Annotated in this window: 19 protein-coding genes; 14 read left to right on the top strand and 5 right to left on the bottom strand. The window is 72.8% G+C overall.

The window, feature by feature from the left end:
- Window positions 1-70 precede the first annotated feature (70 nt).
- The 5 genes from AB0D28_RS21335 to AB0D28_RS21315 all read left to right on the top strand — a co-directional run bounded on the left by AB0D28_RS21335 (window position 71) and on the right by AB0D28_RS21315 (window position 6,492).
- Entirely contained in the window at window positions 71-1,084 is a 1,014-nt protein-coding gene (locus tag AB0D28_RS21335) for a sugar ABC transporter permease (RefSeq protein ID WP_357388215.1), read from the top strand.
- Complete coding sequence (locus AB0D28_RS21330; RefSeq protein WP_357388213.1) at window positions 1,081-1,941, top strand: carbohydrate ABC transporter permease; 861 nt, start codon at window positions 1,081-1,083, stop codon at window positions 1,939-1,941. Before AB0D28_RS21335 ends, AB0D28_RS21330 begins: the two co-directional genes overlap by 4 nt.
- Entirely contained in the window at window positions 1,938-4,385 is a 2,448-nt protein-coding gene (locus AB0D28_RS21325) for a glycoside hydrolase family 2 protein (RefSeq protein WP_357388211.1), read from the top strand. Before AB0D28_RS21330 ends, AB0D28_RS21325 begins: the two co-directional genes overlap by 4 nt.
- A gap of 77 nt (window positions 4,386-4,462) precedes the next feature.
- Window positions 4,463-4,801, top strand: coding sequence for a metalloregulator ArsR/SmtB family transcription factor (locus AB0D28_RS21320; protein WP_091419334.1), 339 nt, complete (start codon window positions 4,463-4,465; stop codon window positions 4,799-4,801).
- The gene (locus tag AB0D28_RS21315; RefSeq protein ID WP_357388209.1) at window positions 4,798-6,492 is read left to right on the top strand and encodes a SulP family inorganic anion transporter; all 1,695 of its coding nucleotides are present in this window, start codon (window positions 4,798-4,800) and stop codon (window positions 6,490-6,492) included. Before AB0D28_RS21320 ends, AB0D28_RS21315 begins: the two co-directional genes overlap by 4 nt.
- Here AB0D28_RS21315 and AB0D28_RS21310 read toward each other — a convergent pair.
- Window positions 6,489-7,226: a DUF4386 domain-containing protein gene (locus AB0D28_RS21310; RefSeq protein ID WP_357388207.1), complete on the bottom strand. Its 738-nt coding sequence runs from the start codon at window positions 7,224-7,226 to the stop codon at window positions 6,489-6,491. The two genes, AB0D28_RS21315 and AB0D28_RS21310, sit on opposite strands and share 4 nt — an antisense overlap.
- A gap of 83 nt (window positions 7,227-7,309) precedes the next feature.
- Between AB0D28_RS21310 and AB0D28_RS21305 the strand changes: the two genes are divergently transcribed.
- Both AB0D28_RS21305 and AB0D28_RS21300 read left to right on the top strand, forming a co-directional pair.
- Window positions 7,310-8,005: a TetR/AcrR family transcriptional regulator C-terminal domain-containing protein gene (locus AB0D28_RS21305; protein ID WP_357388205.1), complete on the top strand. Its 696-nt coding sequence runs from the start codon at window positions 7,310-7,312 to the stop codon at window positions 8,003-8,005.
- 44 nt (window positions 8,006-8,049) lie between these two features.
- Window positions 8,050-8,223 carry a hypothetical protein gene (locus AB0D28_RS21300; RefSeq protein WP_357388203.1) on the top strand — a complete coding sequence of 58 codons (174 nt, stop codon included), beginning with the start codon at window positions 8,050-8,052 and terminating at the stop codon, window positions 8,221-8,223.
- 92 nt (window positions 8,224-8,315) lie between these two features.
- Here the strand turns inward: AB0D28_RS21300 and AB0D28_RS21295 are convergent, their stop codons facing one another.
- Complete coding sequence (locus AB0D28_RS21295) at window positions 8,316-9,038, bottom strand: hypothetical protein (RefSeq protein ID WP_357388202.1); 723 nt, start codon at window positions 9,036-9,038, stop codon at window positions 8,316-8,318.
- An 82-nt stretch (window positions 9,039-9,120) separates the two neighbouring features.
- Complete coding sequence (gene ilvD, locus AB0D28_RS21290) at window positions 9,121-10,968, bottom strand: dihydroxy-acid dehydratase (protein WP_357388200.1); 1,848 nt, start codon at window positions 10,966-10,968, stop codon at window positions 9,121-9,123.
- A 110-nt stretch (window positions 10,969-11,078) separates the two neighbouring features.
- Between ilvD and AB0D28_RS21285 the strand changes: the two genes are divergently transcribed.
- The 5 genes from AB0D28_RS21285 (at window position 11,079) to serA (ending at window position 19,153) form a co-directional block, all read left to right on the top strand.
- A complete protein-coding gene (locus tag AB0D28_RS21285) occupies window positions 11,079-13,514 on the top strand; it encodes a bifunctional diguanylate cyclase/phosphodiesterase (protein WP_357388198.1) in 2,436 nt (811 codons plus the stop codon).
- A 180-nt stretch (window positions 13,515-13,694) separates the two neighbouring features.
- Window positions 13,695-15,590: an acetolactate synthase large subunit gene (locus AB0D28_RS21280; RefSeq protein ID WP_357388196.1), complete on the top strand. Its 1,896-nt coding sequence runs from the start codon at window positions 13,695-13,697 to the stop codon at window positions 15,588-15,590.
- 61 nt (window positions 15,591-15,651) lie between these two features.
- Window positions 15,652-16,167: an acetolactate synthase small subunit gene (ilvN, locus tag AB0D28_RS21275; protein WP_357388194.1), complete on the top strand. Its 516-nt coding sequence runs from the start codon at window positions 15,652-15,654 to the stop codon at window positions 16,165-16,167.
- A gap of 58 nt (window positions 16,168-16,225) precedes the next feature.
- The gene (ilvC, locus tag AB0D28_RS21270; protein ID WP_357388192.1) at window positions 16,226-17,239 is read left to right on the top strand and encodes a ketol-acid reductoisomerase; all 1,014 of its coding nucleotides are present in this window, start codon (window positions 16,226-16,228) and stop codon (window positions 17,237-17,239) included.
- Between the two features lie 315 nt (window positions 17,240-17,554).
- A complete protein-coding gene (serA, locus tag AB0D28_RS21265) occupies window positions 17,555-19,153 on the top strand; it encodes a phosphoglycerate dehydrogenase (RefSeq protein ID WP_357388190.1) in 1,599 nt (532 codons plus the stop codon).
- Between the two features lie 60 nt (window positions 19,154-19,213).
- On the opposite strand, the gene AB0D28_RS21260 is transcribed toward serA, so the two are convergent.
- Window positions 19,214-19,567, bottom strand: a complete 354-nt coding sequence (locus tag AB0D28_RS21260) for a hypothetical protein (protein ID WP_357388188.1) — start codon at window positions 19,565-19,567, stop codon at window positions 19,214-19,216.
- A gap of 325 nt (window positions 19,568-19,892) precedes the next feature.
- Window positions 19,893-20,765 (bottom strand): FAD:protein FMN transferase, encoded by an 873-nt coding sequence (locus tag AB0D28_RS21255; RefSeq protein WP_357388186.1) that lies wholly within the window; start codon window positions 20,763-20,765, stop codon window positions 19,893-19,895.
- Window positions 20,766-20,982: 217 nt separating this feature from the next.
- Here AB0D28_RS21255 and AB0D28_RS21250 point away from each other — a divergent pair, with 217 nt between their 5' ends.
- Complete coding sequence (locus AB0D28_RS21250) at window positions 20,983-22,014, top strand: 3-isopropylmalate dehydrogenase (protein ID WP_357388184.1); 1,032 nt, start codon at window positions 20,983-20,985, stop codon at window positions 22,012-22,014.
- 189 nt (window positions 22,015-22,203) lie between these two features.
- Complete coding sequence (locus AB0D28_RS21245) at window positions 22,204-23,298, top strand: branched-chain amino acid aminotransferase (RefSeq protein WP_357388182.1); 1,095 nt, start codon at window positions 22,204-22,206, stop codon at window positions 23,296-23,298.
- Window positions 23,299-23,392 lie beyond the last annotated feature (94 nt).

The following is a 23,392-nucleotide window of genomic DNA, read 5'->3' as shown; positions in this document are numbered from 1 at the left end:
CGTGTCAGCGGTGGCGGGGCGGCCCGGTCCGCCCCGTCGCCGTCCGATCTCCCGGCCCTGGAGTGAACAGATGTCCAGCACCCGTGCCGCGCCCGCGCCGCCCGGCCGCCCACCCGCGCGCAAGCCCGGCCGTACCGGCGCCGGCGACCGGCGGATGAGCTGGCGGGACCGGCTGTACCGCTTCGACATGCGCTACATGCCGTACCTGATGATCGCGCCGTTCTTCCTGCTCTTCGTCGTGTTCGGGCTGTTCCCGCTGCTGTTCAACGCGGTCGTGTCGCTGCGCAACTACCGGCTGGACGACCCGACGCTGCCGTACTGGGCCGGCACCGAGAACTTCAGCCGCCTGTTCGCCGACGAGGACTTCTGGAACGCCCTGGTCAACACGTTCGGCATCTTCCTGCTCTCCACGGTCCCGCAACTGCTGCTCGCGCTGCTCGTCGCGTCGCTGCTCAACCGCAAGCTGCGGGCGCAGACCTGGTGGCGGGTGGGCGTGCTCCTGCCGTACGTGACACCGATCGTGGCCTCGACGATGGTGTTCAGCGTCTTCTTCTCCCGCGACTTCGGCATGGCGAACTGGGCGCTCGGCCTGCTCGGCGTCGGCGGCCCGGACGACCCGATCGACTGGCGGGCGGACAAGCTGCACGCCTGGATCGCCATCGCCACCATGGTCAACTGGAAGTGGATCGGCTACAACGCGCTGCTCTACCTGGCCGCCATGCAGTCCATCCCGCGCGACGTCTACGAGGCGGCGGCGATCGACGGCGCCGGGCAGTGGAAGCAGCTCTGGCGCATCACCGTGCCGATGATCCAGCCGGTGGTCCTGTTCACCGTCATCCTCTCCACCATCGGCGGGTTGCAGTTGTTCACCGAGCCGATGCTGTTCGACCCGAACGCCCAGGCCGCGACCGGCGGGCCGGACGGCGAGTGGCAGACCATCGCGCAGCTCATCTACAAGGTCGGCTGGAAGGACCTCAACCTCGGCTACGCCGCCGCGATGTCCTGGGCGTTGTTCCTGATCATCCTGGTCGTCGCCGGTCTCAACTACCTGCTGACGAACCGACTCTCCGGAGGCCGCCGGTGACGACGCGACGCGTGGTGGCCCGCGCGCCACAGGACACCCCGGCCGGGCTCTGGACCTACCTGCTGCTCGCGGTGAGCATGCTGTTCGCCGCGTTCCCGCTCTACTGGATGTTCGTCATCGCCACGAGTGACGACGAGGCGCTGGCGAAGCTGCCACCGGCGGTGATCCCCGGCGACCGGTTCCTCACGAACGTCGACGAGGTCTTCTCCCTCCAGGACGTCTACTTCGCCGCGTCGCTCGTCAACAGCGTGATCGTCTCGGCGGCGGTGACCGCCTCGGTGCTGTTCTTCTGCTCGCTGGCCGGCTTCGCCTTCGCCAAGCTGCGTTTCCGGGGCAGCCGTGCGTTGATGCTGTTCGTGGTGCTCACGCTCACAGTGCCCAACCAGCTCGGCATCGTCGCGCTCTACATCGTGATGGGCAAACTCGGCTGGAACGGCACGCTGCTCGCGGTCATCGCGCCCGGCCTGGTCACCGCGTTCGGCGTGTTCTACATGCGGCAGTTCATCGTGAACACCGTCCCGGACGAGCTGATCGAGTCGGCCCGGGTCGACGGTGCCACGACCATGCGGGTGTACGCGACGATAGTGCTGCCCGCGATCCGCCCGGCGCTGGCGGTGCTCGGCCTGCTCACGTTCGTGGCCACCTGGAACGACTTCCAGTGGCCGCTGATCACGCTGAGCGGCACCGACTACCCGACGTCGATGGTGGCGGTCTCCGACCTGGCCAGCGGCAACTACGTGATCTACCGGCGGGTGCTCGCGGGCGCGTTCATCGCCACCGTCCCCCTGCTGGTCATGCTGTTCGTCGGTGGACGTCAGATCGTCCGCGGAATCATGGAAGGCGCGGTGAAGTCGTGAGCCGTCGAACGTTGCTGCACGAGGGGTGGACGCTGCGGGCCGAGCGCGGCCCGGCGGTGCCGCCGGAGATCGCCGGGGCAGCGGTGCCGGCCACGGTGCCCGGCTGTGTGCACACCGACCTGCTGGCGGCCGGGCTCATCCCCGACCCGTACCTGGACGACAACGAGAACCGCCTCGCCTGGATCGGCCGCACCGACTGGGCCTACGAGACCACGTTCGCCTGGCAGCCCGGTGACGAGGACCGGGTCGACCTGGTCTGCGCCGGTCTGGACACGGTCGCCACAGTGACGCTCAACGGCGTCGAGGTCGGCCGCACCGAGAACCAGCACCGCTCGTACCGCTTCGACGTCCGCGAGCTGCTGCGTCCGGACGGCAACACCCTGGCCGTACGTTTCGACTCCCCGTACCGGTACGCCGAGGCGCACCGGGACCGGCTCGGCGACCGGCCGAACGCGTACCCGGAGCCGTTCCACTTCATCCGCAAGACCGCCTGCAACTTCGGCTGGGACTGGGGACCGACCCTCGTCACCGCCGGCATCTGGCGCGACATCGGCCTGCACGCCTGGTCCACCGCCCGGCTCGCGTCGGTGCGGCCGCTCGTGACGGTGGCCGACGGAGTCGGCCGGGTCGAGCTGTGCGCCGAGGTCGAGCGGACGTCGGACGAGCCGCTGACCGTCCGCGCCGCCGTCGCCGGGGTCACCGCCGAGGTCGCCGTACCGGCGGGGGAGCGGACCGCCGTCGTGACGCTCACCGTCGCGGACCCCGCGCTGTGGTGGCCCATCGGGTACGGCGACCAGCCGCGCTACGACCTCGACGTGAGCCTGCTCGGCGCCGACGGCCGGGAGCTGGACACCGCGTCCCGGCGGATCGGGTTCCGCTCGGTACGGCTGGACACCACGCCCGACGCCCACGGCACCCCGTTCGCCCTGCACGTCAACGACGTCCCGATGTTCGTCAGGGGCGTCAACTGGATCCCCGACGACGCGTTCCCCAACCGGGTCACCCGCGACCGCCTGGCGCGGCGGTTCGCGCAGGCGGCCGGCGCGAACGTCAACCTGCTGCGTGTCTGGGGCGGCGGCCGGTACGAGTCGGACGACTTCTACGACCTCGCCGACGCCCTCGGTCTGCTGGTGCAGCAGGACTTCCTGTTCGCCTGCGCGGCGTACCCGGAGGAGGAACCGTTCCGCACCGAGGTCGAGGCGGAGGCGCGCGAACAGGTGACCCGGCTGGCCGGGCACCCGTCGCTGGTGCTGTGGACCGGCAACAACGAGAACATCTGGGGCTGGCACGACTGGGACTGGCAGGAGCCCCTTGCCGGGCGCACCTGGGGACGCGGCTACTACCTGGACCTGCTCCCGGCGATCGTCGGCGAGCTGGACCCGACCGTCCCCTACTGGCCGGGTAGCCCGTGGTCCGGCAGCGAGGAGCTCCACCCCAACGACCCGGCGCACGGCACCACGCACATCTGGGACGTGTGGAACACCGACGACTACACCCGCTACCGGGACTACGTGCCCCGGTTCGTGGCCGAGTTCGGCTACCAGGCGCCGCCCGCGTACGCGACGCTGCGCCGGGCCCTCTCGGACGATCCGCTCGCGCCCGACTCGCCCGGCATGGCTCATCACCAGAAGGCGGCAGACGGGGACCGCAAGCTCCGGCGCGGGCTCGACGCGCACCTGCCACCGCCAGCCGACTTCGACGACTGGCACTACCTCACCCAGCTCAACCAGGCCCGCGCCATCCAGCTCGGCGTCGAGCACTTCCGCTCGCACCGGCCGGTCTGCGCCGGCACCGTCGTGTGGCAGCTGAACGACTGCTGGCCGGTCACCTCCTGGTCGGCGATCGACGGCGACGGCCGCCGCAAACCCCTGTGGTACGCGCTGCGCCGCGCCTACGCCGACCGGCTGCTGACGGTGCAGCCGCGCGACGGCGGGCCGGCGCTGGTGGCGGTGAACGAGACAGCCGACGCGTGGACCGGGCCGGCCACCGTCACCCGGCTGACCCTCACCGGGGAGCCGAGGGCGAAGACCTCGGTCGACCTCGACGTCCCGGCGTACTCATCGGTGGTGCTGGCGCTGCCGGCGGAGGTGGCACGGCCGGACGACGGCCGGGCCGAACTGCTCGTCGCGGACGCCGGGGACGGCGCGGAGCGGGCGCTGTGGTTCTTCGCCGAGGACCGCGACGTGCGGTGGCCGAGGGCGGAGTGGGACGCGAGCGTCGAGCCGGTCGACGGCGGATGGCGGGTGCGGGTGACCGCGCGGACGGTGCTGCGCGACCTGACGCTGTTCCCTGATCGCCTGGACCCGGCCGCGCGGGTGGACCGGGCCCTGGTGACGCTGCTGCCGGGGGAGAGCGCGACGTTCGTCGTGCACGCGCCCGGCCCGCTGGACGCCGACGCGCTCACCCGTCGCCCGGTGCTGCGCTGCGTCAACGACCTGGCCTGAGACGGCCATCCCCCCATCTCCATCGATTTGAAGATTTCTGCAAGTGTTAAAGTCTTCAGAGTCGTCGGAGGTGTGTCATGTCGGTGCCGCTGTACCAGGCCAAGGCGGAGTTGTTCCGGACCCTCGGGCACCCGGTCCGCATCCGGGTGCTCGAACTGCTCCAGGACGGGCCGTTGCCGGTACGCGACCTGCTCGCCGCCATCGACGTGGAGGCGTCGAACCTCTCGCAGCAGCTCGCCGTGCTGCGCCGGGCCGGCATGGTCACCTCGTACCGGGACGGTCCGCTGGTGATGTACGCGCTCAGCACCCCCGACGTGGCCGACCTGCTCGCCGCCGGGCGGCGCATCCTCGGCGCGGTCCTCACCGACCGGGACGCCCTGCTCGACGAGCTGCGGGCCTCCGGGACGGACCGGTGAGCGCGGCGGCGGTCCTCCGCGCGAGAGACGTCCTCCGGCAGGCGGGCCAGCTGTTCCGTGGGCTGCTGCCCGGCCGGGCCGACTGGGCCGCCGTGCGCCGCTCACCCCGGCGCGACCTGCTCGCCGGGCTCACCGTCGCCGTGGTGGCGCTGCCCCTGGCGCTCGCCTTCGGCGTCACCTCCGGGCTCGGCGCGCAGGCCGGCCTGGTCACCGCGGTCGTCGCCGGAGCGGTCGCGGCCGTCTTCGGCGGCTCCAACCTTCAGGTCTCCGGCCCCACCGGGGCGATGACAGTCGTGCTCGTGCCGGTGGTGCAGCAGTTCGGCGCCGGTGGCGTGCTGATGGTCGGCGCGCTGGCCGGGCTGATCCTGATCGCGCTCGCGCTGGCCCGCCTCGGCCGGTACGTCCGCTACCTGCCCGCCCCGGTGATCGAGGGCTTCACCGCCGGCATCGCCGTGGTGATCGCGCTGCAACAGGTGCCCGCCGCCCTCGGCGTCGCCGGGGCACACGGCGAGAAGGTGTGGGCGGTGGCCGCCGACGCGGTCGCCCGGTTCGCCGCGCAGCCCCGGCCCGCCGCGATCGTCGTGGCGCTCGGCGTGGCCGCGCTGATGCTGCTCGGCGGCCGGTGGCGGCCCGCCGTGCCGTTCTCCCTGGTCGGGGTGGCCGCCGCGACGATCCTCGCCGAACTGGCCCCGATCGACCTGGCCCGGATCGGCGAGCTGCCACAGGGGCTGCCCGCGCCGTCGCTGGACTTCGTCGACCTCGGCGCGCTGGGCGTGCTGCTGCCGAGCGCCCTGGCAGTGGCCGCGCTCGCCGCCCTGGAGAGCCTGCTCTCCGCGACGGTGGCGGACGGCATGACCGTCGGCGAGCGGCACGACCCGGACCGGGAACTGTTCGGCCAGGGCCTGGCCAACCTCGCCTCCCCGGTCTTCGGCGGCATCCCGGCGACCGCCGCCATCGCCCGTACCGCTGTCAACGTGCGCGCTGGGGCGTCCTCGAAGCTCGCCGCGCTCACCCACGCGGTCGCCCTCGCCGCGATCGTGCTCGCCGCCGCCCCGCTCGTGGGCCGCATCCCGCTGGCCGCGCTGGCCGGGGTGCTGCTCGCCACCACCATCCGGATGGTGGAGGCGGCCTCCCTGCTGGCGCTGATGCGGGCCACCCGGGCCGACGCGGTGGTGCTGGTGCTGACGTTCGCCGTCACTGTCATCTGGGACCTGGTGACGGCTGTGGTCGTCGGTCTCGCCGTCGCGGTCGTGCTGGCGCTGCGCGCGGTGGCCCGCAGCGCCAAGCTGGAACAGGTGCCGCTGGACACCGGCGAGCACAGCGACGAGGAGCACGCGCTGCTCGCCGAGCACATCGTCGCGTACCGGCTGGACGGGCCGCTCTTCTTCGCCGCCGCGCACACCTTCCTGCTGGAGCTGGCCGAGGTGGCCGACGTGCGGGTGGTGATCCTGCGGATGTCCCGCGTCTCCACCATCGACGCCACGGGCGCCCAGGTGCTCGGCGACGCCGTCGCCCGGCTGCGCGCCCGGGGGATCACCGTGCTGCTCTCCGGCATCACCCCGGGCCACGACCAGGTGCTCAGCACGCTCGGCGTCGCCAACGAGCTGCGCCGCGAGGGCCTGGTGTTCGCGGACACCCCGGCCGCCATCCGGTACGCCCGGGGTGTCGCCCTCGCCGCGAGCCCGGCCTAGGCTGCGGTCGCGCCGGCGCCCGCCTCCGCCCGCGCCTGCGCGCCTGCGCCTGCCTGCTTCCGCGCGCCTGCGCCTGCCCCGGCCTGCTTCCGCACGCCGAAGGCGATCAGGTAGCCGAGGATCCAGACCTCGCCCACGGTGGCGGGCACCACCAGCAGGTCGCCGGCGATGCCGGCGCCGGGGGCGAGGTACGCGACGAACGTCATGAGCACGTAGCCGACGCCACCGGCGACGAGGATCCAGCCCAGCGGCCGGGGCAGCCAGCCCGACCGGAGCACGCACCAGCCCATCGGCACCAGCCAGAGGCCGAAGAAGAGGCCGCCTACCTCCCACAGGTTCCCGCTGACCAGGTAGAGCAGCTGGACGGTGTCGGCGTCGCCCGGCCCGCCGGTCGCGACCCGCAGGGCCGTCCCGAGCACGGCGGCACTGCCGAGGATCGCGACGGCGTTCACCAGCCCGAAGGCGGCGATGCTGCCCGCGGCGGTGCTGTCGACAGTACGGAACAGGCGGTAAAACCAGACGGCGGTGAGCGCCTGGGTGAGGACGACCAGCAGTTCGAGGGCGATGCCGGCACGGGCCAGCGACTCGTGGGCCACCAGGTTGGCCAGTGTCGCGCCCGCGTCGTCGGCGTCGAAGAGCATCGGCCGGACGGTGAGGAACCCCAGCGCGCCGGTGACGGCGAGCCCGAGGTAGAACAGCCCGGTCACCCGGGCGGTACGGATCAGCTGTGGCATGGCGGCTCCTTGGGGGTGATCGACGGTCCGTGACTTGTTGCCTTACGTCGTAAGGCCAACCATACGTTGTAAGGTCAAGGGAGATGGAGAGCCGGATGGGAGCGCGGAAACCTCGGGAACCGCTCAGCCGTGAGCGGGCCTTGGCCAGCGCGATCGCCCTGGTCGACGCCGAGGGGATGGCGGCGCTCACCATGCGCCGGCTCGCCGCCGAACTCGGCGTCGAGGCGATGTCGCTCTACCACCACCTACCCGGCAAGGCCGGACTGCTCGACGGCCTCGTGGACGCGGTCGCCGCCGAGATCACCTCAGCCGCCGAACGGGCCGAGGCGGACGCGCCCGGCGGCGACTGGCGTACCCGGCTGCGGCTGCGCTTCCTCGCCGCGCGCGCGGTCATGCTGCGGCACCCGTGGGCCCCCGCGCTGCTCAGCTCCCGCCCCACAGTCCCCGCCGGCGTGTACGCCTACTACGACGCCATCCTCGCCACGCTCGTCGACGGCGGTTTCTCGTACCGGATCGCCCACCGGGCGCTGCACGCGTTCGGCAGTATGGCGCTCGGCTTCGCGCAGGAGGTGTTCCGGCCGGACGCGGGCGGGGAGGCCGACACGGCGGAGGCCGAGATGACGGCGCTGGCCGAGCAGTTGCCGCACCTGGCCGCCATGGTCGCCGCCGAGACGCACGACGCGGCGGATCCGACGCTGGGCTGGTGCGACAGCCAGACCGAGTTCGAGTTCACCCTCGACCTGCTCTTCGACGGCCTGGAGCGGCACCTGCCGCGCTGACGCCCGGGCGGGTTCGGACGGCGTCGCGCGGGTACCAGGACGGCATGACTGACCCGGTTGAGCTGTCCGAACTGCACGCCGGAGGCGCCGACCCCGACGACGTCACCCCGGACGAGCCGCACGCGGACCTGGACGGCACCGACGAGAACTCGCCTGCCGAGTTCGGCCTGCCCATCGACGGCACCGCCCCGGCCCAGGAAGATCCGCCCCGTCCTTGACGCGCCCGCCGCCGTCAGCGGTGTGCGCGTCGGTGGAACGTCATGGGTGTCTGCGGGCGCGTGTGACACCCATGACGTTCCACCGGCCGGCGCTAGTTCGGCAGGGCGGCGAGGCCGGCCAGCAGCTCCCACCGCTCGGCCTCGGTGAGGATCGCGTACGCGGGCTCGTCGCGGCGGTCGGTGTCCGCCTCGATCGCCGCGCGTTGCGGCCCGTCCGTCATCGCCCGGATCTCGTCGGCGGTCAGCCCGGCGGCCCGCCACGCGGCCCGGTGCGCGTCCGCGCGGTGGTGCCGCAACGAGCCCAGCCGGGTGACGAGCAGCAGCGCCGGGGAGGCGTCCTCCGGCTCGTACGGCGGGGACATCGCCCGGAACACCGGCCCGCCGGTGGCCTGCGCGTGCGCCAGCACCCGGCCGACCAGCTCGGCGAGCCGGGGCACGATGCCCAGGCCGGGCAGCACCCCGGGCAGCATGGCCCACAGTTCCTCGGCGGCCTCGCCGGTGGCCCGCTGCGCGAACAGCGTCAGCTCCCGGCCCAGGTCGGTGAGGTGCCACGCGCCCTCGTCGTCCCGGACGACGACGCCCCGCTCCAGCTCCTCGTCCATGCTGCCGGAGGTGTAGATCAGGCCGTCGGTCAGCGCCTCGGCGGGCATCGGGCGGGCCAGCACTCCGGAGAAGAAGCTGTTCTCCGCGCCGAGTGTGCAGCCCCGCTCGGCGTAGAACGCCTCCATCCGGGCACGGGCTGCCCAGCGGGCGCCCACGTACACCCGGTCGATCGCCGGCCGGACCAGTCGCGCGTAGCTCACCGTCGTCTCCACGCCGCCGGACGTTACCGGCGCGCGGGCGTTAAGAAGGGCCCCCTCCTCTACCGGAGGCGTTAATAGGGGGCCCTTCCTTACGTCACTCGGGGACGCGGCGGTAGGCGCCGTCGCTGGCCGAGGTCGCCATCGACGCGTACGCGCGCAGCGCCGCCGACACCGGGCGCTGCCTGTCGAGCGGGGTGTACGGGCGGTCCCGCTTCTCCTCGGCCACCCGGCGTGCCTCCAGCTCGTCGGCGGGCACGTTCAGCTCGATCGACCGGCCCGGGATGTCGATGACGATCTCGTCGCCGTCGCGCACCAGCGCGATCAGCCCACCGGAGGCCGCCTCCGGGGAGACGTGCCCGATGGACAGGCCGGAGGTGCCGCCGGAGAACCGGCCGTCGGTCAGCAGCGCGCAGGACCGGCCCAGACCACGGCCCTTGAGGAACGAGGTGGGGTAGAGCATCTCCTGCATGCCGGGGCCGCCCTTCGGGCCCTCGTACCGGATCACCACCACGTCCCCGGCGACGATCTCCTTGGCGAGGATCGCGGTGACCGCGTCGTCCTGCGACTCGTAGACCTTGGCCGGGCCGCGGAACGTCAGGCACTCCTCGGGCACACCGGCGGTCTTCACCACACAGCCGGCCGGTGCGAGGTTGCCGTGCAGGATGGCCAGGCCGCCGTCCGCGCTGTAGGCGTGCTCCCCGTCGCGGATGCAGCCGCCGGCCGCGTCGGTGTCCAGCGACGACCAGCGGTTGGTGGTGGAGAACGGCTCGGTGGTGCGCACGCCGCCCGGGGCGGCGTGGAACAGCTCGATCGCCTCCGGCCGGGCCGCGCCGCCGCGCACGTCCCAGTCGGCCAGCCACTTGTCGAGGCTGGGGGAGTGCACCGACCGCACGTCGCGGTGCAGCAGCCCGGCGCGGTCCAGTTCGCCGAGGATGGCCGGGATGCCGCCGGCCCGGTGCACGTCCTCCATGTGGTAGTTCGGCGAGTTCGGGGCGACCTTGGCCAGGCACGGCACCCGGCGGGAGATCGCGTCGATGTCGGCCACGCCGAAGTCCAGCTCCGCCTCGCGGGCGGCGGCGAGCAGGTGCAGCACGGTGTTCGTCGAGCCGCCCATGGCCACGTCGAGGGCGATCGCGTTCTCGAACGCCTCCCGGCCGGCGATCGAGCGCGGCAGCACCGAGGCGTCGTCGTTCTCGTACCACTGCTTGGCGATCTCCACGATCGTGCGCCCGGCCTCGACGAACAGCGACCGCCGCGCGGCGTGGGTGGCCAGCGTCGAGCCGTTGCCGGGCAGCGCCAGGCCGATCGCCTCGGTGAGGCAGTTCATCGAGTTGGCGGTGAACATGCCGGAGCAGGAGCCGCAGGTCGGGCACGCGGAGCGCTCGATCTCGCCGAGCTGGTCGTCGGTGACCGCCTCGTTCGAGGAGGCGATCATGGCGTCGATCAGGTCGATCTTGGAGTGGACGACGCCCTCGATCGCCACCGTCTTGCCGGCCTCCATCGGGCCGCCGGAGACGAAGACGGTCGGGATGTTGAGGCGCAGCGCGGCCAGCAGCATGCCCGGGGTGATCTTGTCGCAGTTGGAGATGCAGACCAGGGCGTCCGCGCAGTGCGCGTTGACCATGTACTCCACCGCGTCGGCGATCAGCTCCCGGCTGGGCAGCGAGTAGAGCATGCCGCCGTGGCCCATGGCGATGCCGTCGTCCACGGCGATGGTGTTGAACTCCCGGCCGACGCCGCCGGCCTCGGCCACCGCGTCGGCGACCAGGCCGCCGAGGTCCTTGAGGTGGACGTGACCGGGTACGAACTGGGTGAAACTGTTCGCGATGGCGACGATCGGCTTGCCGAAGTCGTCGTCGGTCATCCCGGTGGCCCGCCAGAGGGCCCGGGCGCCGGCCATCGTCCGACCGTGGGTGGAGGTCCTCGACCGCAGCTCAGGCATGAGGACAAGTCTGACACCATCCGCGCGGCGATCCGGCGGCGCGCGCCCTGTGTCCCAACAGTTGCACACCCGGTGCCCCACGGGAGGCGCTCATCCGGCAGAGTTGACCCGTGCAGTCGTCCCCGGGGATGGTCACCGTCGCGGCGCTGAGCGGGGTCGCCGCGACCGCCGCCACGGTGCTGCTCGCCGTGTCCGCGCGGCGCCGCACCGGCCCTCGCGGACCGGCCCACCTGCTGCTGGCGTGCGCCGCCGGGGCGGCCCTGCTCAGCCTGCTGATCGGCCTCGGCGGCCTGCTGGCCGCCGGTGACCACTGGGCGCACCGGCAGGGCCAGCGGACCGCGTGGGCGGTCCTCGTCGCCGTCGGCACGACGCTCGCCGCGCTCGGTCTCGGTGCCGCCGTGCTGCGGCTGCCCGGCGCCACCGCGACCCGGGCCGCCACCGCCCGGCTGCTGCTCGACGGCCTGATCATGGGCAGCGCGCTCTGGTTCGTCGGCTGGGTGGCGGTCAGCGAGCCGACCCGGCTGCTCGGTGACGCCACCCCGGTCGCCTGCCTGCCGATCGTGCTGGCCACTGTGAGCGCGGCGCTCACCATCGGGCTCACCGTGATCGTCGTGCTGCGGGTCGCGCCGCCGCGCGGGTGGCTGACGCTGCTCGCCGCCGGGGCGACAGCGGTGGCGGCCGGTGGGCTGGCCGTGGCCGCCGGGCTCTGCCAGGCCGGCCCGGGCACGGTGCTCACCGGCGCCGTGCTGACCGCCGCCGGCCTGCTGGCCACCGCCGTCGCCGGGCGCCGCGCCGACCTGACGCAGCTCGACGTCGACTTCATCCGCCGCGACGGCGAGTACGCCTTCGTGCCGATGTTCGCCATGGCCGCCTCCGCGATGTACCACCTGGTGCAGGGCGGCGGATTCGACGGGTACGCCATCGTGGCCGGCACCGTCGAGGGCTTCGCCCTGGTGACCCGGCAGTATCTCGCTCTCGGCGACGTACGCGGCTACGCCATCCGGCTGGCCGAGCGGGAGGCGCACTTCCGCGAGCTGGCGCACACCGACCCGCTCACCGGGCTGGCGAACCGCCGCGGGCTGCTGCGTGCCCTGCACCGCTGCGCCGAGTCGGGCCGCCCGTGCGTGCTGCTCGGGCTCGACCTCGACGGCTTCAAGAACGTCAACGACATGCGCGGGCACGACGTGGGCGACGCGGTGCTGATCGAGGTGGGGCGGCGGCTGCGGGGCAACCTGCGCCCGGGTGACCTGGCCGCCCGGCTCGGCGGCGACGAGTTCGCGGTGCTGATGCCCGGGCCGGCCGATCCGGGCCCGGTCGCCGACCGCCTGCTCGGGGTGCTCGGCCGCCCGTACGAGCACCGGGACGGGCCGGTCTTCCTCTCGGTGAGCATCGGGGTGGCCGCCGGCCAGGGGGAGCAGGACGTCGAGCTGCTGCTGCGCAACGCCGACCTGGCGCTGCGCTACGCCAAGCAGCGGGGCAAGAACCGGATCGAGCGCTACGACGCCACGTACGACCAGTTGCTGAGCCGGCGTACCCGGATGGAGCACGAGCTGCGCGGCGCGATCGAGCGCGACGAGCTGCGGCTGGTCTTCCAGCCGGTGGCCTCGCTGCCGTCGGTGCGGCCGGTCGGCGCGGAGGCGCTGCTGCGCTGGCGGCACCCCGAGCTGGGCAACGTGCGGCCGGACGAGTTCATCCCGCTCGCCGAGGAGTGCGGGATGATCGCCAAGCTCGGCGCGTGGGTGCTGCACCAGGCCTGCTACCAGCTCTCCCGCTGGCTGGCCGACGGGCACGACGTCTGGGTGTCGGTGAACGTCTCACCGCGCGAGCTGCACGCCCCGGAGTACGTGGTCCAGGTCGCCGACGCGCTGCGCGCGCACCACGTACCGCCGCAACGGCTGGTGCTGGAGGTGACCGAGCACGCCGTCGCCACCGACGTGGACGAGCTGATCCGGCGGCTCACCGCGCTGCGGCTGACCGGCGTGCGGATCGCGCTGGACGACTTCGGCGCCGGTTACTCGTCGCTCGGCCAGCTCCGGCGGCTGCCGATCGACATCCTCAAGATCGATCACAGTCTGGTCGCCGAGCACGAGCCGGTCCGGCCGGTCGGCCGGGACGGCCCGGCGTTCGCCCCGATGGTCGACATCGTCATGCGCCTGGGCCACCAGCTCGGGCTGGAGGTGATCGCCGAGGGCGTCACCAACCCGGCCGAGCTGGCCGCGGTGGTGGCCGCCGGCTGCCGGTTCGGTCAGGGCGCGCTGTTCGGCTGGGGCGTACCGGCCGAGCACCTGGAGGCGATGCTGGAGGCGGCGACGGCGCCCGGCAACCGGCACACGGCGATGCCGCCGGCGCCGCCCGCCCCACCGGCGCGCACCCCGTCTCCGCTGTTGCCCCGGCTGCGCGACAACCCGCCCGCCCCGCGTCCCCCGATGGGGGGATCTTCGCAGGTGGCACCGGGCGCGGAGGGGGTGCCGGCGGGCGACACGCCCACGTCCGTGAACCAGAATGTGGGATCAGTTGACTCATCGCGTGAGATGCGTCAGGCTTAGCCGCATGTCGTCGAACCGGTCGCCGCGAGTACTTACCTGAGCGCACTCTCCCACCGAGAGTGCGCTGGCCCCGTGCAACCTGCACGAGGGCTTTTTTGTTGCCGTCGGACCACCGAGGGACCTCCGCGTCCCATCCTGAGAAGCGCGTCACCCACTCACTTCCGAAGGCTTTGAACCGCCATGACGAGACCCACGCCAGAGACCCTCGCCCACTCCGCCCGCCGGGCCCGCTCCGGCACCGGCGCGGCCGGTGACTCCGACCCCGCCGCCCGCCCCGGCCGTGCCGTTCCGGCGGCCGCGCACGCCGAGACGCCCGTACGGGAGACCGCCACCGCGCAGGTCTCGGGCGCCGGTTCGCTCGTGCGGTCGCTCGAGGCGCTCGGCGTCGACGTGGTCTTCGGCATTCCGGGTGGCGCGATCCTGCCCGCCTACGACCCGCTCTACGACTCCACGGTCCGGCACATCCTGGTCCGCCACGAGCAGGGTGCCGGGCACGCCGCCACCGGGTACGCGCAGGCCACCGGCCGGGTCGGTGTGTGCATCGCCACCTCCGGACCGGGCGCGACGAACCTGGTCACCCCGATCGCCGACGCGTACATGGACTCGGTGCCGATGGTGGCGATCACCGGGCAGGTGGCCCGGCCGTCGATCGGCACCGACGCCTTCCAGGAGGCGGACATCCAGGGCATCACGCTGCCGGTCACCAAGCACAACTTCCTGGTGCAGACCGCTGACGAGATCCCCCGGGTGCTGGCCGAGGCGTTCCACCTGGCCGCTACCGGCCGCCCCGGCCCGGTGCTCGTCGACATCCCCAAGGACGTGCTCCAGGCGCCGGCGACCTTCTCCTGGCCGCCCACGCTCGACCTGCCCGGCTACCGGCCCACGCTGCACCCGCACGGCAAGCAGATCCGCGAGGCGGCCCGGCTCATGACCGGCGCCCGCCGTCCGGTCCTCTACGTCGGCGGCGGTGTGCTCAAGGCCGACGCCACCGAAGGGCTGCGCAAGCTGGCCGAGCAGACCGGCATCCCGGTGGTCACCACCCTGATGGCGCTGGGCGCGTTCCCCGACTCGCACCGCCAGCACCTGGGCATGCCCGGCATGCACGGCACCGTCGCCGCGGTGTACGGCCTGCAGAAGGCCGACCTGATCGTGGCGCTGGGCGCCCGCTTCGACGACCGGGTGACCGGCAGGCTGGACTCGTTCGCGCCGGACGCGACGGTGGTGCACGCCGACATCGACCCGGCCGAGATCGGCAAGAACCGGCACGCCGACGTCCCGATCGTGGGTGACGCGCGGCACGTGATCGACGAGCTGATCGCGGCGGTCACCGCCGAGCAGGCCGCCCACCCGTCGGTGGACCTGACCGACTGGTGGGCCCAGCTCGACGACCTGCGCGAGCGGTACCCGCTGGGCTTCGAGGAGCCGGCCGACGGCACCCTCTCCCCGCAGCACGTGATCAAGCGGCTGGGCGAGATCGCCGGCCCGGACGCGATCTACGTGGCGGGCGTCGGCCAGCACCAGATGTGGGCCAGCCAGTTCATCTCGTACGAGAAGCCGCACACCTGGCTCAACTCCGGCGGCCTGGGCACCATGGGCTACGCCGTCCCGGCCGCGATGGGCGCGAAGGTCGGCAAGCCGGAAACCACAGTGTGGGCGGTCGACGGTGACGGCTGCTTCCAGATGACCAACCAGGAGCTGGCCACCTGCGCGCTGGAGGGCATCCCGATCAAGGTCGCCGTGATCAACAACGGCAACCTGGGCATGGTGCGGCAGTGGCAGACCCTGTTCTACGGGGAGCGCTACTCCAACACCGAGCTGGGCACGCACAAGCACCGCATCCCGGACTTCGTCAAGCTCGCCGAGGCGCTCGGCTGCGTCGGGCTGCGCTGCGAGAACGCCGCCGACGTGGACAAGACCATCGAGGCGGCCATGGCGATCAACGACGCGCCGGTGGTCATCGACTTCGTGGTCGGCAAGGACGCGATGGTGTGGCCGATGGTCGCCGCCGGCACCAGCAACGACGAGATCATGTTCGCCAGGGGTGTGCGCCCCGCGTTCGACGAGGACGAGTTGTAGTCATGACCGAATGCACCGAGCGCAGCGAGGGCCATGAGGGCATGACGAGGAAGGCTCAGCAATGACTATGCACACGCTGTCCGTGCTGGTGGAGAACAAGCCGGGTGTCCTGGCCCGGGTCTCCGGGCTGTTCTCCCGGCGCGGGTTCAACATCGACAGCCTCGCCGTGGGCGAGACCGAGAACCCGGACGTCTCCCGCATCACCATCGTGGTCAACGCCGAGTCCTCGCCGCTGGAGCAGGTGACCAAGCAGCTCAACAAGCTGGTCAACGTACTCAAGATCGTGGAACTGGACCCGCAGGTGTCGGTGGCGCGCGAGCTGCTGCTGGTCAAGGTCCGCGCGGACCGCGCGGCCCGCGCCCAGGTGCTGGAGACGGTCGGCCTGTTCCGCGCGCGGGTGGTCGACGTCGCGCCGGACACGCTGACCATCGAGGCCACCGGCACACCGGACAAGCTCGACGCGCTGCTGCGCGACCTGGAGCCGTTCGGCATCAAGGAGATGGTCCAGTCCGGCACCGTGGCGATCGGGCGGGGTTCGCGGGCCATCACCGCCGGACCGTCCCTGCGCGCCGCCTGATCCGTACCCACAAGTTTTTCGACGGGCCGACGGGCACCGCCGTACGAAAGGGAAGTCAATGAGCGTTGAGGTGTTCTACGACGACGACGCCGACCTGGGCCTGATCCAGGGCCGCAAGGTCGCCGTGATCGGGTACGGCAGCCAGGGCCACGCGCACGCGCTGTCGCTGCGCGACTCCGGCGTCGACGTGGTGATCGGCCTGCCCGCCGGGTCGAAGAGCCGGCCGAAGGCCGAGGAGCAGGGCCTGCGGGTGCTCACGCCCGCCGAGGCGGCGGCCGAGGCCGACGTGATCATGATCCTGGCGCCGGACACCGCCCAGCGTGGCCTGTACGCCGAGGCCATCGCGCCGAACCTGGCCGCCGGCAAAGCGCTGTTCTTCGGGCACGGCTTCAACATCCGGTACGGCCTGATCACGCCCCCGGCCGACGTGGACGTGGCGATGGTCGCCCCGAAGGGCCCCGGTCACCTGGTCCGCCGCCAGTACGTCGACGGCAAGGGCGTGCCGTGCCTGGTCGCGGTCGAGCAGGACGCCAGCGGCAACGCCTTCGGTCTGGCCCTGGCGTACGCCAAGGCGATCGGCGGCACCCGGGCCGGCGCGATCCGGACCACGTTCACCGAGGAGACCGAGACCGACCTGTTCGGCGAGCAGGCGGTGCTGTGCGGTGGCGCGGCGGCGCTGGTGCAGACCGGGTTCGAGGTGCTCACCGAGGCCGGCTACGCGCCCGAGGTGGCCTACTTCGAGTGCCTGCACGAGCTGAAGCTGATCGTCGACCTGATGTACGAGGGCGGCATCGCCCGGATGCGCTACAGCATCTCCGACACCGCCGAGTACGGCGACCTGTCCCGGGGCCCGCGCGTCATCGACTCGCGGGTCAAGGACGAGATGCGCAAGATCCTCGGGGAGATCCAGTCCGGCGAGTTCGCCCGCGAGTGGGTGGCCGAGGACGAGGCCGGCCGGCCGAACTTCGCCAAGTGGCGGGCCGAGGGCGCGGCGCACCCGATCGAGGAGACCGGGCAGAAGCTGCGCGGCATGATGAGCTGGGTCGACCGGCCGATCACCGAGACCGCCTGAGTTTCTCCCCCGTGCGGCCCGTGGCCCGACGCTCTCCCCGGCGTCGGACCGCGGGCCGCATCCGTTCACGTGCTGGGACACGGTGAGTAACACCTCGTGCCGTGCCGTCCCCGGTGAACGGGGGATGACAGGCGTGCGACGGGCCTGTGTGAGGGCCCTCACCCCGCAGTCCGGGACACGCCGGGCGGGCGGCCACCTACCATCCTTGGTGTGGTGCCCGAGCGCACCCGACGGCCGTGGCACGGATCGGCGCAGGGCGCAGTGCGGCGCCCCGGCGTCCCAGGCCGAACCATTACCGAGCGTCTACGAGGACCGATGAATCCTGTCGTACTGATCGCCGAAGAACTCGCCCCCGCCGCCATCGAGGTGCTCGCGTACGACTTCGACGTGCGCCACGTGGACGGCACCGACCGCCCCGCCCTGCTCTCCGCCCTCTCCGAGGCGGACGCGGTGATCGTACGCAGCGCCACCCAGATCGACGCCGAGGCGATCGCCGCCGCGCCGCGGCTGAAGGTGGTCGCGCGGGCCGGCGTCGGCCTGGACAACGTCGAGGTGCCGGCCGCCACCGCGCGGGGCGTCATGGTCGTCAACGCGCCCACCTCGAACATCGTCTCCGCCGCCGAGCAGGCGGTCGCGCTGCTGCTGGCAGTGGCCCGCAACACCGCCAGCGCCAGCGCCGCGCTCAAGGCGGGCGAGTGGAAGCGGTCCAAGTACACCGGCGTCGAGATCCAGGGCAAGACCGTGGGCGTGGTCGGCCTCGGCCGCATCGGCGTGCTGTTCGCGCAGCGCATCGCCGCGTTCGGCACCCGGCTGATCGCGTACGACCCGTACATCCAGCCGGCCCGCGCCGCACAGCTCGGCGTCCGCCTGGTCGGGCTGGAGGAGCTGCTGCGGGAGAGCGACTTCATCTCGATCCACCTGCCCAAGACGCCGGAGACGGTGGGCCTGATCGGCGAGAAGGAGCTGGCGATCGTCAAGCCGGGCGTCCGGATCGTCAACGCCGCCCGGGGCGGTCTGGTCGACGAGCAGGCGCTCGCCGACGCGATCGCCGAGGGCCGGGTCGCCGGTGCCGGCGTCGACGTGTACGCCAAGGAGCCGTGCACCTCCTCGCCGCTGTTCGCCTTCGACAACGTGGTGGCCACCCCGCACCTGGGCGCCTCCACGAACGAGGCGCAGGACAAGGCCGGTCTCGCGGTGGCAAAGAGCGTCAAGCTGGCGCTGCAGGGCGAGTTCGTCCCGGACGCGGTGAACGTGCAGGCCGGCGGCGTGGTCGCCGAGGATGTCCGTCCGCTGCTGCCGCTGGCCGAGCGGCTGGGCCGGGCGTTCACCGCCCTGGCCGGCGGGGTGGCCGCCAGCGTCACCGTCGAGGTGCGCGGTGAGATCGCCGCCCACGACGTGTCGGTGCTCAAGCTCGCCGCGACCAAGGGGCTGTTCAGCTCCGTGGTGGAGGAGCAGGTCACCTACGTCAACGCGCCGCACCTGGCCGCCGAGCGGGGCGTCGAGGTCACGCTCGCCACGCCGGGCGAGACCGTGGACCACCCGAACCTGGTGACCGTGCGCGGGGCGCTGCCGGACGGGCGTACCGTCCGCGTCTCCGGCACTGTGGCGCACACCGGGACCCGCGACGTGTTCAAGCTGACCGAGGTGGACGGTTTCGACGTGGAGATCGGCGCGGAGGGCATCCTGGTCTTCCTGCGCTACGCCGACCGGCCCGGCGTGGTCGGCACCGTCGGCACGCTGCTCGGCGAGGCCGGCGTCAACATCGCCGCCATGCAGGTGGCCCGCCGCGAGGCCGGTGGCGAAACGCTGATGACGCTCACCGTCGACCAGGCGCTCGGCGCCGACCTGCTCACCTCCGCCGCCGACTCGATCGGGGCGGTCGCGGCCAGCGCGGCCGACCTGCGCGACGTGTAGTCCGGACAGGACAGATCGGGGCCCGGCCGGATCGGCCGGGCCCTTCGTCGTCCCCGTGGGTCAGGAACGGACGCGGGCCGGTGGCGGGTAGACCGAACCGTCCTGGGCGTCGAAGAGCATCAGGTCGTGCTCGCCGGCCAGCCGCTCGATGTCCAGCAGGACCTGATCGGGGCAGGCCGGGTTCAGGTTCATCTCGATGTGGTCGGCGGCCGTGTGCAGCGGCGCCTCCCACGGCGTGCCCGGCCGGGCCGGACCGTCGGGGTAGCTCGCCGTGATCTCCCGGTAGAACGCGACAAGCCTCGGGTCGGGTTGCTGCCTGCCGTGCCAGCCCTCGCGGCACTGCTGCGCCGCCGCCCGCACCTGCTCCGGTGTCGCCCCGTTCGACAGGGCCCACACGCTCAGATCGAAACTCACGGCGGACAGCGTGCCATCCCGGGCCCGCGCCCGTCACCTCTGCCCCACCGTGCGTTCACCGCTGATCCGCGACTTCGTTCACCCGGCGTCCGCTGTGGAGACTCTTGCGTCGAGTTGCGTCGATTCGCTAGCGTACCGGTGCGGTTACCGCTGAGTCGATTCCCGGCCCGTCTTCGGGTGGCGCGGCCGGGCACCCGGCCCCTCGGCCCGCACCCCTCGATTGCGCGAGCCACGCGCACTCGTCGCTGACCGGCCCTCACGGTCGTTGCCGAGACCGTGGGGGCCGATCGCGCTCCCGGCCGGTGTCGTGCGGGCAGGCAGCAGATCAGCGCCGGTGGTGCGCGAACAGCGGCCGGTATTCGCAGTCGTGGCGGAACCAGGCCAGCCCGGCCGGTCCGGCGGCGTACAGGGCGGTGGCGTAGGCGTCGGCGACGGCCAGGTCCGGACCGATCACGGTGGCGGCCGACAGGCGATCGGTCGGCTCGCCGGTGTGCGGGTCGACGACGTGCCCCCGCCGCCCGGTGACACCGGAGGTGCCCACCGCGCCCGACGTCATCTCCAGCACGACCGGCGTACGCCTGGTGTCGGTGGGGTGGTGCACCGCGACGCGCCACGGCCCGCCGTGCGCCGCGCGCCCGCGTACCGTCAGGTCGGCGCCGCTGAGCACGGCGTAGTCGTCGATGCCGGCGGTGCGCAACCGCGCCGCGGCCCGCTCCACCGCCCAGCCGCCGAGCAGGCCGCCCGGGTCGAAGCCGCCGGGCACGGCCCAGGCGTCGAACCAGCCGTCGGTCGCGGCGCGCATGGCGGCGCAGAGGTCGACCAGGTCGGCCAGCGGGGGGTACGAGTCGGGGCTGATCTCGTCGCGGCGCAGCCGGGAGACCAGGCTCTCCGGCCGGTTCGGGCCGTAGGTCAGGTCGATGGCGCGCAGCTCGGCGACGGCGTCGCGCAGCGCCTCGCCGACCACCCGGTGCCCCAGCCACTCGGGCGCGTTGAGCAGCAACGTGTAGTCGGCGGTCGAGGTGCTGACCGTGTGCCGGACGCTGATCCGGCCGGACGCGCCGGCACCGGGCCGCTCGACGCGGTGGCTGCTGGCGCCCAGGTGCAGGTCGGGGCGGACCGGGCGGAAGGCGGACTGGTCGACCCAGCGGGTGCGTGGCTGTTGGTCCGCCCAGTGGGCCCGCCGGTGCTCGATCCGCATGACACCTGCCCCCTCGTGGTCGCCGCCGTGTCACGGCGGTGGCCGGTCCCGGGCTTCGTCGACCCGGTGAACCCGACCCTAAGCAGTGGAGATGACCACACCATGAGTGCCGGCTGGGAGCATCCTGTGATTGAGGATTCCCGAATGGTGGACGATTCGTACCGGGAGCCGGGACGACGGCTACCGTGGCGCGTAACGACGAGACGAGGAGCGTCAGGTGGCACACATCGCGGTGGTGGCCGGCGACGGCATCGGACCCGAGGTGGTCGCGCAGGCCCGCAAGGTCCTCGACGCGGTGGTGCCCGGGATCGAGGCCACCGAGTACGACCTGGGCGCGGCGCGCTATCACCGCACCGGCGAGGTGCTGCCCGACTCCGTCCTCGACGAGCTGGCCGGTCACGACGCCATCCTGCTCGGCGCGGTGGGCGACCCGACCGTGCCGCCGGGCGTGCTGGAGCGCGGTCTGCTGCTCAAACTGCGGTTCGCCTTCGACCAGTACGTCAACCTGCGCCCGTCCCGGCTCTGGCCCGGCGTGGCCGGTCCGCTCGCCGCGGTCAAGCCCGGCGAGGTCGACCTCGTGGTGGTCCGCGAGGGCACCGAGGGGCTGTACGCGGGCGCCGGCGGCGCGCTGCACCGGGACACCCCGGCCGAGGTGGCCACCGAGGAGAGCCTGAACACCCGGCACGGCGTCGAGCGGGTGATCCGCGACGCGTTCGCCCGCGCCGGCCGCCGGGAGCGCCGCAAGGTCACGCTCGTGCACAAGACGAACGTGCTCACCCACGCCGGGTCGCTCTGGGCGCGCGCCTTCGCCGCGGTGGCCGCCGAGCACCCGGATGTGACCACGGAATACCAGCACATCGACGCCGCCGCGATGTTCCTGGTGACCAACCCGTCCCGGTACGACGTGGTGGTCACCGACAACCTCTTCGGCGACATCCTCACCGACATCGCCGCCGCCGTGACCGGTGGCATCGGGCTGGCGGCCAGCGGCTGCATCAACCCCGAGGGGCGCTACCCGTCGATGTTCGAGCCGGTGCACGGCTCGGCGCCGGACATCGCCGGCCAGGGCGTCGCCGACCCGGTCGCCGCGGTGCTGTCCGCCGCGCTGCTGCTGGACCAGCTCGGCCACGCCGACGCCGCCGCCCGGGTCACCGCCGCGGTCGGCACCGAGCTGGCGGGGCGTACGCCGGGGGCATCGCTGCGCACCGAGGAGGTCGGCGACCGGCTCGCCGCGTACGCCGTAGCCTGACCGGGCCGACCCTCCTGGCGGCCCGGTACCGGGCCGCCAGACCCGTCACCGGGCCCACCCCGACCGTCCGGCGCGTCGCGTCCGCCGGGGCGGCGCTATCCGCTGAACGACCGTTCGGGGTAAGTTTCTGGCACCAGTGACGTCGGCGTGCGATCCCGCACGCCGGGAACCCGCAGGGAGGTCAGCGCGATGAGCGGTGGTGACATGCTCGATTTTGAGATCCGTCCGAATCCCGCGCCGGTATCCGCCGCCGACCGGGCCGCCCTGCTGGCGAACCCGGGCTTCGGCCGGGTCTTCACCGATCACATGGTCACGATCCGCTACGCCGAGGGCAAGGGCTGGTACGACGCCCGCCTGGAGGCGCGCGCGCCGATCCCGATGGACCCGGCCGCGGCGGTGCTGCACTACGCGCAGGAGATCTTCGAAGGGCTGAAGGCGTACCGCACCGGTGACGCGGTGACGATGTTCCGCCCGGAGGCCAACGCGGCCCGGTTCGTCGCGTCGGCCCGCCGGCTGGCCATGCCGGAGCTGCCGGAGGCGGCGTTCGTGGATTCGCTGCGCCGCCTGGTCGAGATCGACCAGGCGTGGATCCCGGAGCACGAGGACGCCAGCCTCTACCTGCGTCCGTTCATGTTCGCCAGCGAGGTGTTCCTCGGCGTCCGCCCGGCGAACGAATACCTCTACTGCGTGATCGCCTCGCCGGCCGGCGCGTACTTCGCCGGCGGCGTGAAGCCGGTGACGGTGTGGGTCTCGCCGGACTACACCCGGGCCGCGCCCGGCGGCACCGGCGCGGCCAAGTGCGGCGGCAACTACGCCGCCTCGCTGGCGGCGCAGGCCGAGGCGATCGAGGCGGGCTGCGACCAGGTGGTGTTCCTGGACGCGGTGCAGCGGCGGTACGTCGACGAGCTGGGCGGCATGAACGTCTTCTTCGTCTACGACGACGGCAGCATCGTCACCCCGCCGCTGGGCGGCACGATCCTGCCGGGCATCACCCGCGACGCGATCCTCACCCTGGCCGCCGAGGCCGGGCACGAGGTGCGGGAGGCACCGGTCAGCTTCGACGACTGGCAGGCGGACGCCGCGAGCGGGCGGCTGCGTGAGGTGTTCGCCTGCGGCACCGCCGCCGTGATCACCCCGATCGGCGGCGTGCGCTTCCCGGACGGCGAGTTCCTCATCGGCGGCGGCGAGCCGGGCCGGGCCACCACGGCGTTGCGGCAGAAGCTGGTGGACATCCAGCGCGGCCGCGCCGAGGACCGGCACGGCTGGGTCACCCGCGTCCTCTGACTGTCCTCCCGCGGTGATCAAGGAGTTTGCGTCCGGTTCCGGCGCGGACGAGGACACCAACTCCTTGATCACCGCTGGGCAGGGTCGGGGCGGC

The sequence above is a fragment of the Micromonospora sp. NPDC048169 genome (assembly GCF_040652815.1).
In the GTDB taxonomy this organism is placed as follows: domain Bacteria; phylum Actinomycetota; class Actinomycetes; order Mycobacteriales; family Micromonosporaceae; genus Micromonospora.
This window is presented reverse-complemented; position numbering and strand designations above follow the sequence as displayed.